Genomic DNA, 15,847 nt, shown 5'->3' with positions numbered 1-15,847 from the left:
CAGGAGCGCCATTATCGCTACGCCATCACGGCGATGCGTACGGGCGCTAACCGCAGACAGCGCGTTTCTCACTTTCCGGGGAACGGGACGGGTTGAACAGGTTTTTTCCCACGCGGTAAACCTGTTGATACCCGAACAGCAGCGGCTGCTGACGTTACTGAGTGAAGATTGTGATAACGCACCTAACAGCTGTCGGTTGGCGCTGACGCATTGTGAAGACCTGTTTCACCCCGGTGAGCGGGTCAATTTTAGCGGGTCGGGAATAGTTGTTGGCAATGATAAATGGATAGAAACCGCCGGTTGCCAGCTGTGGCGAATACCACGGTGGACATCTGATGCAGCAAGCCTTGCCGCAGTCGGCTGGCAGCACTGGGAAGAGGTTATCCGCCAACAGCTAAGAAGCGACGACACATTATTTCTGTACCAGGGTGACAATCCGTTTTATCAGGAAATCACCCGTCAATTACTCAACCGCCGACAAACATTACTGACGGCGTTGCGTACAGGAGAAAATATTACTACGGCGGTCGGCCATTTAATTGGTTTGGGAATAGGGCTGACGCCCTCATCGGATGATTATTTAGTAGGTTTAAGCACCATTTTATTTATTCCCGGACATCCGCTGAGGAAATATAGAGATGATTTTTTAGCGGCATTGCAACGTGCAGGAAATAATACAACGCTACTTAGCAAAATAACGCTAGAGGAAGCATTTAATCAGCGTTATCGGGAAAGCATCGGATGGCTGCTGAACCAATTTATTACTGAGCAACAACTCGTTTCTACGCAATATATTACTGACATTAAAAATATCGGTTCAAGTTCTGGCTGCGACATGCTGTATGGCATGGCGGATGCCTGCGCCCTGAGCCACAGGTCCGGAGGGAATTATGTCGATCAGGATAGTTGTTAAAAAGAACACGTATTTTGATTCTGTCTCACTGATGTCTATCTCCACGCGCGCAAATAAGCTCGATGGCGTTGAGCAGGCGTTTGTGGCTATGGCGACAGAGATGAATAAGGGCGTACTGAAGAATCTCGGCCTGCTGACGCCTGAGCTGGAAGAGGCGAAAAGTGGCGATCTGATGATTGTCATTAAAGGCGCCAGCGAGGCGGCGAACGACCAAACGCTGATGGCGATTGACGATCTGTTTACGCATAAAGAGCAGGGTGGCCAGCATGAAGCGCGCTATGCCACGCTTGCCAGCGCGAAGAAGCATGTTCCTGAGAGCAATCTGGCGGTGATCTCGGTCAATGGCCTGTTTGCCGCGCGTGAAGCGCGCCAGGCGCTGCAAAATAACCTCAATGTGATGCTCTTCTCTGACAACGTCTCTCTTGAGGACGAGCTGGCGCTTAAGCAGCTGGCGCATGAAAAAGGACTGTTGATGATGGGGCCAGATTGCGGAACCGCCATCATTAACGGCGCGGCGCTGTGTTTTGGCAACGCGGTGCGTCGCGGCAACATCGGAATTATTGGTGCCTCCGGTACCGGCAGCCAGGAGCTGAGCGTACGCATTCACGAATTTGGCGGCGGAATTTCCCAGTTGATTGGCACAGGTGGACGCGATCTTAGCGAAAAGATTGGCGGCCTGATGATGCTTGACGCGATTGGCATGCTGGAGGCCGATCCGCAAACTGAGATCATCGCACTTATCTCCAAACCGCCTGCGCCAGCGGTGGCGCGCAAGGTGCTGGAACGTGCGCGCGCCTGTCATAAGCCCGTGGTGGTGTGTTTCCTCGGACGTGAAGCCGCGCCTGCGGATGAAAAAGGCCTGCAGTTTGCCCGCGGTACTAAAGAGGCGGCGTTGAAAGCGGTACTGCTGACCGGCGTGAAAAAAGAGAGTCTGGATCTGCATCCGCTCAACTGGCCGCTGATTGAAGAGGTTCGCGCCCGTCTGACCCCACAGCAAAAGTACATCCGTGGCTTGTTCTGTGGCGGCACGTTGTGCGATGAGGCGATGTTTGCTGCCATGGAAAAACATGCCGAAGTTTACAGCAACATTCATCCGGATCCGGCATTCCGCCTGAAAGATCTCAACCGCAGCGTGGCGCATACCTTCCTCGATTTCGGTGATGACGATTTTACCAATGGCAAACCGCACCCAATGATCGATCCCACCAACCGCATTAGTCGTCTGTTGCAGGAAGCACGCGATCCTGAAGTTGGCGTGATCGTGATGGACTTCGTCCTTGGATTTGGATCGCATGAAGATCCGGTTGGCGTGATGCTCGATGCGATCGTTGAAGCCAAAGCGATCGCCGCCGCAGACGGTCGTCCGCTTGAGATCCTCGGCTATGTGCTGGGAACCGATCTTGATACGCCGTCGCTGGAAAAACAGTGTCAGATGCTGACCGACGCCGGGGTTATCTGGGCGAGCAGTAGCACCAACACCGGATTGCTGGCGCGTGAATTTATCTGTAAAGGGGAGGAAGCCTGATGAGCCAGACACTGTTTAACCAGCCGCTGAACGTGATTAACGTTGGCATCGCGATGTTCAGCGATGACCTGAAAAAGCAGAACGTACCGGTGACCCAGCTCGACTGGACGCCGCCGGGCCAGGGCAACATGCAGGTGGTAGCGGCACTGGACGACATTGCCGATTCACCGCTGGCAGACAAAATCGCGGCCGCTAACCAGCAGGCGCTGGAACGCATTATCCAGTCGCATCCGGTGCTGATTGGCTATGACCAGGCGATCAACGTCGTGCCGGGCATGACCCGTAACACCATCCTGCACGCCGGGCCGCCAATCCGCTGGGAAAAAATGTGCGGCGCAATGAAGGGGGCGGTAACCGGGGCGCTGGTCTTTGAAGGGCTGGCGAAAGATCTGGATGAAGCCGCGGAACTGGCCGCCTCGGGTGAAATCATCTTCTCTCCGTGCCACGAGCATGACTGTGTCGGCTCGATGGCGGGCGTGACGTCGGCATCGATGTTTATGCACATCGTCGAGAACAAAACCTATGGCAACCGCGCATATACCAATATGAGCGAGCAGATGGCGAAGATCCTGCGCATGGGCGCGAACGATCAGAGCGTTATCGATCGTTTGAACTGGATGCGCGATGTGCTGGGACCGATGCTGCGCGACGCTATGAAACTGGCGGGCGAAATCGATCTGCGCCTGATGCTGGCGCAGGCATTGCACATGGGTGATGAGTGCCATAACCGCAACAACGCCGGGACGGCGCTGCTGATTCAGGCGCTGACGCCGTGGATTATTCAGACCGGCTATCCGGTTGAGCAGCAACGTGAGGTGTTCGAGTTCGTCCTCAGTAGTGATTACTTCTCCGGACCGACCTGGATGGCGATGTGTAAAGCCGCAATGGACGCTGCACACGGTATTGAATACAGCACCGTGGTGACGACGATGGCGCGCAATGGCGTTGAGTTCGGTCTGCGCATTAGTGGCTTACCGGGCCAGTGGTTTACCGGTCCGGCGCAGCAGGTGATTGGGCCGATGTTTGCGGGCTATAAGCCGGAAGATTCCGGACGTGATATCGGCGATAGCGCGATCACCGAAACCTACGGCATTGGCGGTTTCGCGATGGCGACGGCACCGGCCATCGTAGCGCTGGTGGGCGGTACGGTCGAAGAGGCCGTTGATTTCTCTCGCCAGATGCGAGAAATCACTCTCGGCGAAAACCCCAACGTCACCATTCCGCTGCTTGGTTTTATGGGCGTACCGACCGCTATTGATATTACGCGCGTAGGCAGCACCGGCATTCTGCCGGTGATCAACACCGCTATTGCGCACAAAGACGCGGGGATCGGCATGATCGGCGCCGGAATAGTTCACCCGCCGTTCGCCTGTTTTGAAAAGGCGATCCTCAACTGGCGCGACCGCTACTGCCAATAACAATAACCGGGGCTAACGCGGTTAGCCCCACAGTAGCGAAGCGAAAAACGTTGCTTACCTGCAGGGCTGGGCGATCTCCGCGATCGCAAATGATGCTTAACCTGTTAAGGATATTCCATGAACAGCATAAAACTAGAATGGAAACGTGGTGACTGGGCGGCTTACTTTGGGCTGATGACCAACAACCTGACTAACCTGCTGACAATGATGGGGCTGCTCATTTTTGTCGTCGGGATCCCTACCGAAATTGTCTACGGTCGTATTGCGCCTGCCTTTGGTCTGGCGGTGCTGGTGGCCAGCGTCTGCTACGCCTGGTTTGGCCTGCAGATGGCAAAGCACACCGGGCGTAACGACGTAACGGCGCTGCCGTCCGGACCGAGTGCACCGTCAATCTTCACCGTGACCTTCCTGGTGCTGATGCCGGTTTATCAGCAAACCAAAGATGCCAACTTCGCTATCCAGATAGCCCTGGTGTGGTGCTTTGTCGAAGCGTTGATCCTGGTCGGCGGCTCCTTCCTGGGCGAGACCATCCGCAAGATGATCCCGCGTACGGTACTGCTTTCTTGTCTGTCCGGCCTGGGGCTGTTGCTGCTGGCGATGAACCCGATGCTGCAGGCATTCGAAGCGCCGACGGTTTCTTTCATCGTCCTGTTGCTGATCTTCATTAACTGGTTCGGTAAGAAGCCGATTTTTGCCCGTATTCCTACCGGTTTGCTGCTGCTGATTGCCGGTACGGCCCTGGCGTGGATCTCCGGTTTACAAAGCCCGGAAGCCATTAAAGCGTCGATGTCTTCCTTTGGCTTCAACCCGCCGGAAATTCATGTCGACAGCTTCTTGCAAGGTTTACCGCACGCACTGCCGTATCTGGCTTCTGCAGTTCCTTTGGGCCTGGCGAACTATATTTTTGACCTTGAGAACATTGAAAGTGCGCACGCGGCGGGCGATGAGTACAACACCCGTAAGGTCATGATGGCGAACGGCTTTGCCTCCATGCTCGGCTGCATGCTGGGTAACCCGTTCCCGGTGACCGTATATGTTGGGCATGCGGGCTGGAAAGCGATGGGCGCCAGCATCGGCTATACCCTCGCATCAGGCATCACCATGTTCCTGGTGCCGCTGTTTGGGCTGGGCGCGTTTATGCTCGCCATTATTCCGATGACCGCGATAGTGCCGATTCTGGTGTTTATCGGCGTGGTGACCGCCAACCAGGTGGTGCGAGAAACGCCCAAAGTCGAGGTTCCCGTTATCTTCATCTGTCTGTTCCCGTGGATCGCCAACTGGGCATTGACCATCGTCAACAGCGTGATGGGTGCCGCCGGAACATCCGCGGGGAAACTGGGTAGTGACTTGCTGCACAGCAAAGGTGTCTATTACGACGGACTGGTGCATCTGGGAAGCGGCGCACCGCTGGCCAGCATGCTGTGGGGCTGCGTCGCTATCTTCGCCATTATGAACAAGCCGTTACGCGGGGCGATTGCCGCAGCCTTTGGCGCGCTGTTATCGCTGTTTGGCGTGATCCACTCCCCGGCGGTTGGCTTTGCGGAAGGCAGCTCGATGATGTTTGTTGTGGCCTACCTGATGATGAGTGGCATGTTTGTCCTCAAGCATGTTCTTGATAGCCGTGAAGCGGTGACTGCGCCTGAGCAGGAACCAACGAAAACGACCTGAATTGCCTGCAAGCGGAAGATAACACTATGAAAGAACTTGTGGTCGTTGCCATTGGCGGCAACAGCATTATCAAAGATAACGCCAGCCAGTCGATTGAACACCAGGCTGAAGCGGTGAAAGCGGTAGCGGATACGGTGCTGGAGATGCTGGCATCGGACTACAACATTGTGCTGACGCACGGTAACGGGCCACAGGTAGGGCTGGATCTGCGGCGTGCGGAAATCGCGCACGAGCGTGAAGGGCTGCCGCTTACCCCGCTGGCAAACTGCGTTGCCGATACGCAGGGCGGTATCGGTTACCTGATCCAACAGGCGCTGAATAACCGTCTGGCGCGGCGCGGTGAGCAGAGGGCAGTTACGGTGGTCACGCAGGTGGAGGTCGACAAAAACGATCCGGGCTTCGCTAATCCGACCAAGCCCATTGGAGCGTTCTTTAGCGAAGTGCAGCGTGATGAACTGCAGCGGGTCAATCCGGGCTGGCGCTTTGTTGAGGATTCGGGGCGCGGCTACCGTCGGGTAGTCGCCTCTCCACAACCGAAGCGCATTGTCGAGGCGGAGGCGATCAAAACGCTGACCCAGCAAGGCTTTGTGGTTATTGGCGCGGGTGGCGGCGGGATCCCGGTGGTGCGTAGCGATCAAGGGGATTACCAGAGCGTGGACGCGGTGATTGATAAAGATCTCTCCACGGCGCTACTGGCGCAGGAGATCCGCGCCGACATTTTGGTTATCACCACCGGCGTCGAGCAGGTCTGTATTCATTTTGGCAAACCCAACCAGCAGGCGCTGGATACGGTGGATGTTGCAACGATGACCCGTTACATGCAGGAGGGTCATTTCCCGCCTGGCAGCATGTTACCCAAGATCGTTGCCAGCCTGGCGTTTCTGGAGCGTGGCGGTAAACGAGTAATCATCACCACGCCGGAATGCCTGCCTGCCGCACTGCGCGGCGAAACGGGCACCCATATTGTCCATTCCTGAGAGGAGACGTGAATGAAGGAAAGTAACAGCCGCCGTGAATTTTTAAGCCAGAGCGGAAAAATGGTGACCGCTGCCGCGCTGTTTGGCGCGGTCGCTCCGGTCGCGTATGCTGCTAATCCTGTCGGGAACACCTGCGGGTCGAAGAGCACAATGACGATTAACGATAAACACTATTACCTGGATAACGTCCTGCTGGAAGCGGGCTTTGATTACGAAAACTCGGTGGTGGTGCACACCCGTACCGCGCTGCAAACCGTTGAAATCAAAGACGGAAAAATCGTTGCGCTGCGCGAGAATAAGCAGCATCCGGATGCGACGCTGCCTCACTATGATGCGGGTGGAAAGCTGATGCTGCCCGCCATGCGCGACATGCACATCCATCTGGATAAAACCTTTTACGGCGGTCCCTGGCGTTCGCTGAACCGTCCGGCTGGCACCACTATTCAGGATATGATCCGCCTGGAACAAAAGCTGCTGCCTGAACTCCAGCCTTATACGCAGGAGCGTGCGGAAAAGCTGATCGATCTACTGCAGTCAAAAGGCACCTCGATCGCGCGCAGCCACTGCAACATAGAACCGGTTTCCGGGCTGAAAAATCTCGAAAACCTGCAGGCGGTACTGGCGCGTCGCCAACCGGGTTTTGCCTGTGAAATCGTGGCGTTTCCGCAGCATGGCCTGCTGTTATCAAAATCTGAACCGCTGATGCGCGAAGCGATGCAGGCGGGAGCGCATTATGTCGGCGGTCTGGACCCCACCAGCGTCGATGGAGCGATGGAAAAATCCCTCGACACCATGTTCCAGATTGCGCTGGATTACGATAAAGGCGTGGATATCCATTTGCATGAAACCAGCCCGGCGGGCGTGGCGGCAGTGAATTACATGGTGGAGACGGTGGAGAAAACGCCGCAGTTAAAGGGCAAACTGACCATCAGCCACGCGTTTGCGCTGGCAACGTTGAACGAACAGCAGGTGGATGCGCTGGCGGGCCGCATGGCGGCACAGCAGATTACCATTGCCTCGACGGTGCCGATCGGTACCTTGCACATGCCGCTCAAGCAGTTGCGCGATAAAGGCGTGGAAGTGATTACCGGAACCGACAGCGTAATTGATCACTGGTCGCCGTATGGGCTGGGCGACATGCTGGAAAAGGCAAATCTGTACGCGCAGCTCTATATTCGCCCCAACGAACTCAACCTGTCGCGGGCGTTATTCCTCGCCACCGGCGATGTGTTGCCGCTTAACGATAAAGGCGAGCGCGTCTGGCCGAAAGCGCAGGATGAAGCCAGCTTTGTGCTGGTGGATGCCTCCTGTTCGGCGGAAGCGGTCGCGCGAATTTCCCCACGCACCGCGACCTTCCATAAAGGGCAACTGGTGTGGGGGAATGTCGCAAGCTAGCCTGGTTTTACGCGCAGCGGCAAGCGCTGCTGCGCTCTCTTAGTGTTAACCGACGATCCCCATATAGCCGTGAATCCCCATATATAAGCCGACCATCGCAATGAGCACACTGGAAAAATAGGGAGCTTTGCGTGCCATCGTGTTAAATCCGCTCCAGCGTTTGGCCGCCTGCTGCACGCTGATTGCCGCTCCCACGCCCACCGTTACCAGCGTCAGCGCCAGCCCGAGGCTGAAGCACAGCACCATGGTCGCGCCCAGCGTGAAGGCTTTGAGCTGGATGCAAATCAGCAGCACCGTAATGGCGGCTGGGCACGGGATAAGCCCGCCGGTCAGACCGAACAGTAATATTTGGCCGTTGGTGACCTCTTTGCCCGCAAAGCGGCGCTGAATATCGGTGGCATGCGCCCGTTCGTGGGCATCCTGATACTCTTTCGAGCCTTCGGTGAATCCTGCCAGTGCGGCATGGTCGTGATTATGCTCGTGTTCGTGATGATGGTGATGATCGTCATCGTGGTCATGATGATGGTCATCATGATCATGGTGGTGGTGATGCTCGTGATTGTGGTCGTGATGCGTCTGGGCCAGCCAGTTCTGCTCTCCCTGCCAGGTTCGCCAGAACATCCAGAATGCGGTCCCGAGAATAATAATCGCCGAGACAAACTGCAGCCAAGGCTCAACGGCCTGGGCAGTAAACGCTTTGCTGATATACATCCCACCGAGCGCAATCAGCCATACCACGGCGGTATGCGACAGCGTTGCTGCCAGCCCCAGCATCACCGCCTGTTTGATGGTCCCCTTAATGGCAATAATAAAGGCCGCCATCATCGTCTTGGAATGCCCCGGCTCCAGGCCGTGTAACACACCCAATAGAATCGCGCTGGGAATGAAAAACCAGGCGTTACCTTGCTGAAGAAGCGTAGAAAACTCACCCATGAGAATGATTCTTAGTTGTTTAATTTCGCCTAATTCTACTCCCCCCCCAGTATCAAATACTACCCCCCAGTAGAATGTCGATGGTATTGTCCCTACAGCCAGACGTTAAAAAGGTAAAGTTATGTCACATACGATCCGCGACAAACAAAAGCTGAAAGCCCGAACCAGCAAGATTCAGGGGCAGGTAGCGGCGTTGAAAACCATGCTGGATGAACCGCATGAATGCGCGGCAGTATTGCAGCAAATAGCGGCGATCCGCGGGGCAGTAAACGGATTAATGCGTGAAGTGATTAAAGGTCATCTGACCGAGCACATTGTGCATCAGGGCGATGAAATTAAGCGCGAAGAGGATTTGGATGTGGTCCTGAAAGTGCTGGATTCGTACATCAAATAAGTCAGTTTAACGGCTCATCCGCTTACTGGAATGAGCCGTTAAACAACACGTTCTAGCCAAAAAACATCACAGATACGCACAGCAGACCGACAATCAGGGTGATCAGATTACCCACTGAACGGTATGGCTTCAGCGCCGGGATCAGATAGGTAGACAATGTCGGCATGATAAACAAAATCATGGCAATCAGCGGGCCGCTTATCGCGTAAATCATTGAAATAGCATTAGGATTAATGCAGCAGATGATAAACGTGATAGCCGAGACCAGCATGATGGACAGAGCGCGGTTAAAGGCCCGGCTTTTCTTCACACCCACCTGATGCAACGACGTTTTTACTACCTCCGTTGCCCCTTCAATCACGCCAAAGTAGGTGCCGAGGAACGATTTTGACATCGCGACAACGGCAACGATGATCCCGGAAATCGACAGCCATGCCGGTGCGTTTGGCATCATCGACAGCGCGGAAAGAATCGTCACGCCTTCATTTTTCGCGTCTTCGATATAGTTTGTCGGAATCGAAAGCAAGCAGCTGAAGACGAAAAACAGTACGCTCAGGCAGATGATGACGTAGGCTACCTTCATGATTTTTTTGCATTTACCCATGGCCTGCTCGCCGTATTTCTCTCGTCTGTCGATGGCGAACGTAGAGATAATTGGCGTATGGCTAAAAGCGAAAACCATCACGGGAATAGATATCCAAACCTGATGAAGCGTGTGCTGATCGAAAGACATCTGGCCGGTGAGTAGCGTTGGCTGCCAGCTTGCGGTCAGGTAGAGCGAAAGGAACAAAAAGTACGCGATGAGCGGGAACACCAAAAATCCCATGACCCGAATAGTGGCTTGCCGGCCCATCAGAAAAATCAGGTTCAGCACCAGCACCACGCCAAGGCTGACCAACATGCGGATCCGCAGATCGATAGTGATATGTTTTGCCAGCTGTTCAGTGAGTGAATTGGTTATCGCTACGGCGTAGATCAGCACCACCACAAAGAAGGCAATAAAATAGAGGGTGGTGATCAGGCTGCCAATCTTCTTGCCGTAGTAGTGGGTAACCGCGCCAGTGATCCCTTCACCAGCCGACGTTTTTGAGGACAGGATAAACTGACACAGCGCCTTGTGCGGCCAGTAGGTTAAAGGCCAGGCGACGAGTGCGGTGATAAACAATACCACCGCGCCTGCAGAACCCAGCTGTATGGGTAGGAATAGGGTTCCTGCGCCGACGGCAGTCCCATATAGTGCGAAGCTCCAGAGAGTCTCTTCTTTTGACCAAAATTTCGACATTATTTGAACGTATCAACTATAAAATAAACAAAAAGAAGCGCAATTTACCACAAATGGCAGGGACTGGGGGAGGTGTGAACAAGCGGGCGAGTGAATGGGACAATAGCCGGAACCGAGAAGATTCCGACTATTATTTTAATTATCAGGCAGTAACGCGCTGCTGGCGGCGCTTCATAACGCGCTCGCGTAACGTGTCATAAGCCCAGTTATAGAACATGGTGTACGGCAGGAAGAACAGGAAGAAACCTATTTCCAGCGTGAATGCCTGAACCAGGCTGACGTTCAGCACATACGCCACGATGCTCACCCCGATCACAATAAAACCGCTCTCGAAGCCTAAGGCGTGAAATGCTCGCACTTTCGCCGTACGTTTTACCAGGTGTGACGGCCACAAACGGTCAAACAGGGCGTTATAAATGATATTCCAGATCATCGCTGTGGTGGCGAGAAGAATGGTCAGTCCGCCCATTTCCAGCACCGAGCGCTGCATCAACCATGCGGTGGTCGGTGCGAGGATCGCGGTGGCAATGCCTTCAAAGCAGACGGCATGAAAAATACGCTCCACTAACGAGCGGCGTTGGACAGTATCGTGTTGCATAACCTAAAACCTTCTTTGATGCCCGGATAACGGAATGGTGGCAATTTTATCGTTTTATGTGATATCTAAAAGATAGTATCCATCGATAAAGTAGATAGTTCATGCGTTATTCTCCTGAAGCATTAACGGCATTTGTGGAGACCGTTTCCTGCGGTTCATTTTCTGCGGCGGCCCGGCGGCTGCGTAAAAGCCAGTCCACTATCAGTACGGCCATTGCGCATCTGGAAGCCGATCTTGGTTTTGTGCTGTTTGACCGCTCATCTCGCCAGCCAACGCTGACCGAGGAAGGTAAGCGGGTGTTGGGCTATGTGCAGGCTATTCTGACGGCCAGCGAACGTCTCGATGAGGCGGCGATCTCGCTGTCGGGTGAAACTGAGGCGCGTCTGACCTTTGTGCTGTCTGACACGCTGCATCCGGATGTGCTGGAAGAGTTGATGGTGCAGTTTGATCGCAAGTTTCCCCATACCGAGTTTGAATGCCTGATTGGTGAAGATGAAGACGTGATCGATCTGCTGCAAAAAGGACGTGCTCAGGTGGGGTTGATCGAGGCGCGGGAAGATTACCCGACCGACATGGGCGTTACGCGTCTGCCGATGCAAACCTGGATGGGATTATACGTTGCAGCGTCGCATCCGCTCGCGGCTCAAGAAAAACTGCAGTGGGAGCAGCTACACACCTGGCGCGAGCTGCGTTTGAATACCTATCTGGAAAGCGGCACCAACGTGGCGCGCGGCCCCGTCTGGTCTGCTCCTAACTATCTGTTATTGCTAAGTATGGCTGTTCAGGGATTCGGCTGGTGCGCGCTCCCTTGTGCGCTGGTGGAGGAGTTTGCGGCAGAAAAACCACTGGTGCAATTAAAGATGCCTGGCTGGCCAAAGGCTATCTCTATCGATCTGTTGTGGAATAAGAAATCACCGCCTGGTGTGGCAGGAAGTTGGCTGCGTGACCATTTACAGCAGAGTGGCGTTCAGATGACCAATAAGTAATACGAATTTCCTTTGTGATAAAAATCACCGTTTTTAAACAACCTTGATAACTATTTTTAACAATCATCTACTATTGCGGTGTTATTTTGCGCTGAGGTAGTGATGAAAGAGGTTGTGATCGTCGGGGCATTAAGGACACCGATTGGCTGCTTCCAGGGGACGCTGGCGCGCCACTCTGCCGTTGAGTTAGGCAGCATGGTGGTCAAGGCGTTACTGGAACGCACGGGCATGGACGTTCACGCTGTGGATGAAGTGATCCTCGGACAGGTGCTTACCGCAGGTGCCGGGCAGAACCCTGCGCGTCAGTCTGCCATCAATGGTGGGCTACCCAATACCGTTTCCGCCATCACCATTAACGATGTCTGTGGCTCGGGTCTGAAAGCGCTGCATCTGGCGACCCAGGCTATCCAGTGTGGCGAAGCCGACATTGTGATTGCGGGCGGGCAAGAGAATATGAGCCGTGCACCGCATGTCCTTACCGATAGCCGCACTGGCGCACAGCTGGGGAACAGCCAACTGGTCGACAGCCTGGTACATGACGGTCTGTGGGATGCCTTCAACGATTATCACATGGGCGTTACCGCAGAAAACCTGGCGCGAGAATACGGAATCAGCCGCGAATTGCAGGATGCCTACGCGCTGCACTCGCAGCACAAAGCGCGGATGGCAATTGATGCCGGACGCTTTAAAGATGAAATCGTGCCGGTGGTAACACAGCGTAATGGGCAATCGTTCGTGGTGGACACCGACGAACAACCGCGTACCGATGCCAGCGCCGAGGGGCTGGCGCGTCTGGATCCTACCTTTGACAGACTCGGTTCGGTAACGGCGGGTAACGCGTCATCCATCAACGACGGTGCCGCTGCGGTGATGATGATGAGCGAGGCCAAGGCGCAGGAACTTAACTTACCTGTGTTGGCCCGTATTCGCGCCTTTGCCAGCGTCGGAGTCGACCCTGCGCTCATGGGGATTGCGCCAGTGTATGCAACACGCCGCTGCCTTGAGCGTGTGGGCTGGCAACTGGCTGATGTTGATCTTATCGAAGCTAATGAAGCCTTCGCCGCGCAGGCATTATCCGTTGGGAAAATGCTGGAGTGGGATGAACGGCGGGTGAATGTGAACGGCGGGGCCATTGCGCTCGGCCATCCGATTGGCGCATCTGGCTGTCGTATTCTGGTTTCGCTGGTACATGAAATGGTGAAACGTCGGGCGCACAAGGGCCTGGCAACACTGTGTATTGGTGGTGGTCAGGGGGTGGCGCTCGCTATCGAACGAGACTAATCCCCGTCATACTTCAAGCTGCATGTGCGTTGGCTTTACTCGCTCACCCCAGTCACGTACTTATGTACGCTCCGGGGAATTCGCTGCGTCGCCGCGTGATTCGGCCTTACGGCCTCACCCCTTCGGGGCCAGCGCAAGCGCTGTTCAAAACGGCCGGGAAGTTTTGTCCTGCAACTCGAATTATTTAGGGTATATATTTTTCTTCTCGAACAGTTTTCTGCCGTGTTATCTCTTCCTCTATAAAAAAGCCCTCCAACAGGAGGGCAAGGCCAGTTACAGAAACATACACTCTAAACCCTGCCAACATATCAAAACGTTGTTTCATTTCATGTGATTGATAGCGCACTTTGTTAGAAAAGGTGTGTGAATGACGTATGAGCCTGGCTGTATTTTCAATATCTTATCCCTGCCACTAATGATCTACTCTTTTGTGTTTTTATCTATCTAATTGTTTTAAATGATTTTATTGAAACCATTTTTGCGATTTATATGCGCTAGCGTGATCGCACTTACACTTTTGATAATAAGATGCGGAAAAAGTGAAACATCGTTTTAGTTATAATTGAAAACACATTCAGGGAGGGATATCATGAGCGCATAAGATAAAACGGAACAGCGTTTTGCTATTCGTTTAAGCATTCACGGTCAATTTATCACTGGAGGTAAATGTGGACGTAAGACAAAGTATCCATAGTGCGCATGCGAAAACCCTGGACACTCAGGGGCTGCGTAATGAGTTTTTGGTCGAAGAAGTGTTTGTCGCAGATGAATACACCATGGTCTACAGCCACATCGACCGCATCATTGTTGGCGGCATTATGCCAGTGGCCAAAACCGTCTCTGTGGGTGGCGAAGTCGGCAAACAGCTGGGCGTAACCTATTTCCTCGAACGTCGTGAGCTGGGTGTGATCAATATCGGCGGCCCGGGCACGATTACCGTTGACGGCCAGTGCTATGAAATTGGTCATCGCGACGCGCTGTACGTCGGAAAAGGGGCAAAAGAAGTGGTATTCGCCAGTATTGATACGGCGAAACCGGCGAAGTTTTACTACAACTGCGCGCCGGCACACACGACTTACCCAACTAAGAAAGTCACGCCTGCAGACGTTGCGCCAGTGACGCTGGGCGATAACCTCACCAGTAACCGTCGTACCATCAACAAATACTTTGTGCCGGATGTTCTGGAAACCTGCCAGTTGAGCATGGGTCTGACTGAACTGGCACCGGGTAACCTGTGGAACACCATGCCGTGTCATACCCATGAACGTCGTATGGAAGTCTATTTCTACTTCAATATGGAAGAAGACACCTGCGTCTTCCACATGATGGGTCAGCCTCAGGAAACGCGTCATATTGTGATGCACAACGAGCAGGCGGTGATTTCTCCAAGCTGGTCTATTCACTCCGGTGTCGGCACAAAAGCTTATACGTTCATTTGGGGCATGGTCGGCGAAAACCAGGTCTTTGATGATATGGACCATGTTGCAGTAAAAGATCTGCGCTAGTTACGGGCGACAGCCGTGCCTGCTGCGGCGGGCATTATAAAAAATTAAGGATTTACAATGATTTTGAATGCATTCTCTCTTGAAGGTAAAGTCGCCGTTGTGACCGGTTGTGACACAGGTTTGGGTCAGGGTATGGCGCTGGGCCTGGCTGAAGCGGGCTGCGATATCGTCGGTATCAATATTGTTGAACCGACAGAAACCATCGAACGCGTGACCGCACTGGGCCGCCGTTTTTTAAGCCTGACCGCCGATCTGCGTCAAATCGATGGTATTCCGGCGCTGCTGGAGCGCGCAGTGGCAGAATTCGGCCATATCGATATTCTGGTCAACAACGCGGGTCTTATCCGTCGTGACGATGCGATCGACTTCAGCGAAAAAGACTGGGATGACGTGATGAACCTGAATATTAAGAGCGTGTTCTTTATGTCTCAGGCCGCGGCGAAGCACTTTATCGCTCAGGGTAACGGCGGCAAAATTATCAATATCGCCTCTATGCTTTCCTTCCAGGGCGGGATCCGCGTGCCGTCTTACACCGCATCTAAAAGCGGCGTAATGGGTGTTACCCGTCTGATGGCGAACGAGTGGGCAAAACATAACATCAACGTCAACGCGATTGCACCAGGTTACATGGCGACGAATAACACCCAACAGCTGCGTGCTGATGAGCAGCGTAGCGCAGAGATCCTCGATCGTATCCCGGCGGGGCGTTGGGGTTTACCGAGCGACCTGATGGGGCCTGTCGTGTTCCTGGCGTCCAGCGCATCTGACTATATCAACGGCTATACCGTTGCAGTAGATGGCGGCTGGCTGGCACGTTAATTCACTTTCCAGAACCGTTAAACCCTGCCTTCTGGCAGGGTTTTTTTATATTCGGATTAATAAAATCCATATTGTGGTTATAAATTATTCCATATTAAATTTCATACGTATAAATTTATTGTTTTTAATATCCTTTAATATCAACAAATTAAA

Annotated in this window: 14 protein-coding genes; 11 read left to right on the top strand and 3 right to left on the bottom strand. The window is 53.8% G+C overall.

The features are described from left to right. Nucleotides 1-13: 13 nt before the first annotated feature. The 6 genes from OGY04_RS15895 (at nt 14) to OGY04_RS15870 (ending at nt 7,896) form a co-directional block, all read left to right on the top strand. Nucleotides 14-913, top strand: coding sequence for an oxamate carbamoyltransferase subunit AllH family protein (locus OGY04_RS15895; RefSeq protein ID WP_502872419.1), 900 nt, complete (start codon nt 14-16; stop codon nt 911-913). Next, on the top strand, nt 891-2,438 hold the full coding sequence (gene fdrA / locus OGY04_RS15890) for an acyl-CoA synthetase FdrA (RefSeq protein ID WP_252429481.1): 1,548 nt from the start codon (nt 891-893) through the stop codon (nt 2,436-2,438). The genes OGY04_RS15895 and fdrA overlap by 23 nt, the downstream gene beginning before the upstream one ends. Then, nucleotides 2,438-3,856: a YlbE family protein gene (locus OGY04_RS15885; RefSeq protein ID WP_008785728.1), complete on the top strand. Its 1,419-nt coding sequence runs from the start codon at nt 2,438-2,440 to the stop codon at nt 3,854-3,856. Before fdrA ends, OGY04_RS15885 begins: the two co-directional genes overlap by 1 nt. Before the next feature lie 117 nt (nt 3,857-3,973). After that, on the top strand, nt 3,974-5,524 hold the full coding sequence (locus OGY04_RS15880) for a hypothetical protein (RefSeq protein WP_003825560.1): 1,551 nt from the start codon (nt 3,974-3,976) through the stop codon (nt 5,522-5,524). 26 nt (nt 5,525-5,550) lie between these two features. After that, entirely contained in the window at nt 5,551-6,501 is a 951-nt protein-coding gene (locus OGY04_RS15875; protein WP_008785727.1) for a carbamate kinase family protein, read from the top strand. Between the two features lie 12 nt (nt 6,502-6,513). Then, on the top strand, nt 6,514-7,896 hold the full coding sequence (locus tag OGY04_RS15870; RefSeq protein WP_286585614.1) for an amidohydrolase family protein: 1,383 nt from the start codon (nt 6,514-6,516) through the stop codon (nt 7,894-7,896). Between the two features lie 45 nt (nt 7,897-7,941). Here the strand turns inward: OGY04_RS15870 and OGY04_RS15865 are convergent, their stop codons facing one another. Next, on the bottom strand, nt 7,942-8,829 hold the full coding sequence (locus OGY04_RS15865) for a nickel/cobalt efflux protein RcnA (protein WP_167820641.1): 888 nt from the start codon (nt 8,827-8,829) through the stop codon (nt 7,942-7,944). 121 nt (nt 8,830-8,950) lie between these two features. On the opposite strand from OGY04_RS15865, the gene rcnR reads away from it, so the two are divergent. After that, nucleotides 8,951-9,223, top strand: coding sequence for a Ni(II)/Co(II)-binding transcriptional repressor RcnR (gene rcnR / locus OGY04_RS15860; RefSeq protein WP_003825567.1), 273 nt, complete (start codon nt 8,951-8,953; stop codon nt 9,221-9,223). A gap of 52 nt (nt 9,224-9,275) precedes the next feature. Here rcnR and OGY04_RS15855 read toward each other — a convergent pair whose 3' ends face one another. Beyond that, entirely contained in the window at nt 9,276-10,505 is a 1,230-nt protein-coding gene (locus OGY04_RS15855; protein WP_234693019.1) for an amino acid permease, read from the bottom strand. Nucleotides 10,506-10,647: 142 nt separating this feature from the next. After that, nucleotides 10,648-11,103, bottom strand: coding sequence for a multidrug/biocide efflux PACE transporter (locus OGY04_RS15850; protein WP_008785723.1), 456 nt, complete (start codon nt 11,101-11,103; stop codon nt 10,648-10,650). A 101-nt stretch (nt 11,104-11,204) separates the two neighbouring features. On the opposite strand from OGY04_RS15850, the gene OGY04_RS15845 reads away from it, so the two are divergent. The 4 genes from OGY04_RS15845 to kduD all read left to right on the top strand — a co-directional run bounded on the left by OGY04_RS15845 (nt 11,205) and on the right by kduD (nt 15,694). Continuing rightward, nucleotides 11,205-12,089 (top strand): LysR family transcriptional regulator, encoded by an 885-nt coding sequence (locus OGY04_RS15845; RefSeq protein WP_286585611.1) that lies wholly within the window; start codon nt 11,205-11,207, stop codon nt 12,087-12,089. Between the two features lie 102 nt (nt 12,090-12,191). Continuing rightward, a complete protein-coding gene (locus OGY04_RS15840; RefSeq protein WP_286585609.1) occupies nt 12,192-13,370 on the top strand; it encodes an acetyl-CoA C-acetyltransferase in 1,179 nt (392 codons plus the stop codon). A 668-nt stretch (nt 13,371-14,038) separates the two neighbouring features. Beyond that, the gene (kduI, locus tag OGY04_RS15835; RefSeq protein ID WP_008785720.1) at nt 14,039-14,875 is read left to right on the top strand and encodes a 5-dehydro-4-deoxy-D-glucuronate isomerase; all 837 of its coding nucleotides are present in this window, start codon (nt 14,039-14,041) and stop codon (nt 14,873-14,875) included. A 57-nt stretch (nt 14,876-14,932) separates the two neighbouring features. Further along, on the top strand, nt 14,933-15,694 hold the full coding sequence (gene kduD / locus OGY04_RS15830; RefSeq protein ID WP_003033923.1) for a 2-dehydro-3-deoxy-D-gluconate 5-dehydrogenase KduD: 762 nt from the start codon (nt 14,933-14,935) through the stop codon (nt 15,692-15,694). The last annotated feature ends 153 nt before the right edge of the window (nt 15,695-15,847 follow it).

The organism is Citrobacter sp. Cpo091, from assembly GCF_030332645.1.
Classification (GTDB): Bacteria; Pseudomonadota; Gammaproteobacteria; order Enterobacterales; family Enterobacteriaceae; genus Citrobacter; species Citrobacter portucalensis.
This window is presented reverse-complemented; position numbering and strand designations above follow the sequence as displayed.

Bases quoted from the DNA above. Each gene is read 5' to 3' on its own strand.
- fdrA (WP_252429481.1), top strand. From the start codon at position 891: ATGTCGATCAGGATAGTTGTTAAAAAGAACACGTATTTTGATTCTGTC.
- OGY04_RS15885 (WP_008785728.1), top strand. From the start codon at position 2,438: ATGAGCCAGACACTGTTTAACCAGCCGCTGAACGTGATTAACGTTGGC.
- OGY04_RS15880 (WP_003825560.1), top strand. From the start codon at position 3,974: ATGAACAGCATAAAACTAGAATGGAAACGTGGTGACTGGGCGGCTTAC.
- OGY04_RS15875 (WP_008785727.1), top strand. From the start codon at position 5,551: ATGAAAGAACTTGTGGTCGTTGCCATTGGCGGCAACAGCATTATCAAA.
- OGY04_RS15870 (WP_286585614.1), top strand. From the start codon at position 6,514: ATGAAGGAAAGTAACAGCCGCCGTGAATTTTTAAGCCAGAGCGGAAAA.
- OGY04_RS15865 (WP_167820641.1), bottom strand. From the start codon at position 8,829: ATGGGTGAGTTTTCTACGCTTCTTCAGCAAGGTAACGCCTGGTTTTTC.
- rcnR (WP_003825567.1), top strand. From the start codon at position 8,951: ATGTCACATACGATCCGCGACAAACAAAAGCTGAAAGCCCGAACCAGC.
- OGY04_RS15855 (WP_234693019.1), bottom strand. From the start codon at position 10,505: ATGTCGAAATTTTGGTCAAAAGAAGAGACTCTCTGGAGCTTCGCACTA.
- OGY04_RS15850 (WP_008785723.1), bottom strand. From the start codon at position 11,103: ATGCAACACGATACTGTCCAACGCCGCTCGTTAGTGGAGCGTATTTTT.
- OGY04_RS15845 (WP_286585611.1), top strand. From the start codon at position 11,205: ATGCGTTATTCTCCTGAAGCATTAACGGCATTTGTGGAGACCGTTTCC.
- OGY04_RS15840 (WP_286585609.1), top strand. From the start codon at position 12,192: ATGAAAGAGGTTGTGATCGTCGGGGCATTAAGGACACCGATTGGCTGC.
- kduD (WP_003033923.1), top strand. From the start codon at position 14,933: ATGATTTTGAATGCATTCTCTCTTGAAGGTAAAGTCGCCGTTGTGACC.